The sequence below is a fragment of the Microbacterium sp. ACRRU genome, from assembly GCF_022346945.1.
Lineage (GTDB): Bacteria > Actinomycetota > Actinomycetes > Actinomycetales > Microbacteriaceae > Microbacterium > Microbacterium mcarthurae.
In genome coordinates, this window is record NZ_JAKRNI010000067.1 from 1 (window position 1) to 1,315 (window position 1,315).

A 1,315-nucleotide genomic window follows, 5' to 3' on the forward strand; every position below is an offset into this window, starting at 1 on the left:
CTAGGGCGTGTTGATCAAGAAGGTGCGGGGTGGCCAGCCGCCGCGAGTTGCGCGGGAGAATGGGCGTGTGAAGATCCAGGTGCTGCATATCGAGGATTGCCCGAATTGGCAGGAGGCGGGCGATCGAGTACGGCTGGTGCTCGACTCGATCGGACGGGGCGATGTTCCGGTGGAGTTCGTGTTGATCCGCACCGAGGCTGAGGCGGTGAGCTCTGGTTTCGCGGGCTCGCCCACGATTCTTCTGGACGGTCAGGACTTGTTCCCGTCCCAGGGGAACACTGCCGACTTGGCGTGCAGGGTCTATCTGACCGAGCGCGGCTTTGCGGGTGCGCCGACGGTGGGACAGCTTGAGCGCACGCTGCAGGAGCGCGAAGCGCTCAGCGGAGATCGGTCTTGATCCAGATCAGCGCCGCGGCGAGGCTGACGGCGGCTCGGTAGTTGCGGACGAGCTTGTCCGAGCGCATCGCGATGCCACGCCACTGCTTGAGCCTGTTGAAGCAGCGCTCGACGACGTTGCGGCCCTTGTATCGCTCCTGCTGCTGGTCGCCGAAGTCGATCGGCCGGCCCGGCTTCTTGCGGCGGTGCGCGATCTGATCGTCGCGCTCCGGGATGGTCGCCGCGATCCCTCGCTTGCGCAGCCATGCCCGGTTCGCCTTCGATGGGTAGCCCTTATCGGCGAGTACCCGGTCGGGGCGGGTGCGGGGCCGGCCCTTCCCGTCGCGGGGAACGCGGATGTCCTCGAGCACGGCGGTCATCATCGTGGTGTCGTTGATGTTCCCGCCGGTGATCATCATCCCCAGCGGCCGGCCGCGACCGTCGCAGACCAGGTGCAGCTTGGTCGTGAGCCCGCCCCGGGAGCGGCCGATCCCGTGATCAGGCGGCTCGAACCACGGATTCTTGTGATTCGGCACAGCCCCCTGTGTCCCGGGCGAGGGTCGCGCCGTGCTGATGCACGCGCGCGATCGTGGAGTCGATCGAGACGACCCAGTCGATTTCCCCAGCGGCGTCGGCCTGCTTCTGCACCTCGGTGAGCAGTCGCTCCCAGGTGCCGTCCCCGGCCCACCGGTTGAACCGCTTGTAGATCGAGTTCCACTTCCCGAACCGATCCGGAACGTCACGCCACGGCGCACCGGTCCGGTACTTCCACGCCATCCCCTCAACAGTGAGTCGGTGATCCGTCCACGGCCGCGACCGACCGGTCACCGTCGGCATCAACGGCTCCATCACGGCCCACACCTCGTCAGAGATCTCCTGTCGCGTCACCGTTCAAGACTCACCCACCGAGGAACGAAACCTCTTGATCAACACGCCCTAG

The 1,315-nt window shown here is 66.4% G+C and carries 2 protein-coding genes; one reads left to right on the plus strand and one right to left on the minus strand.

Translation table 11 applies throughout. The features are described 5' to 3' along the window. Positions 1–67 precede the first annotated feature (67 nt). The gene (locus MHY30_RS14970; RefSeq protein WP_026095586.1) at positions 68–397 is read left to right on the plus strand and encodes a hypothetical protein; all 330 of its coding nucleotides are present in this window, start codon (positions 68–70) and stop codon (positions 395–397) included. Here the strand turns inward: MHY30_RS14970 and MHY30_RS14975 are convergent. Next, positions 378–1,224 (minus strand): IS5 family transposase gene (locus MHY30_RS14975; protein WP_275438589.1). Its coding sequence is split into 2 segments (ribosomal slippage): positions 378–917 and positions 919–1,224, totalling 846 coding nucleotides; the frame shifts between segments, so codons are not numbered across the junction. The genes MHY30_RS14970 and MHY30_RS14975 overlap by 20 nt on opposite strands. Positions 1,225–1,315 lie beyond the last annotated feature (91 nt).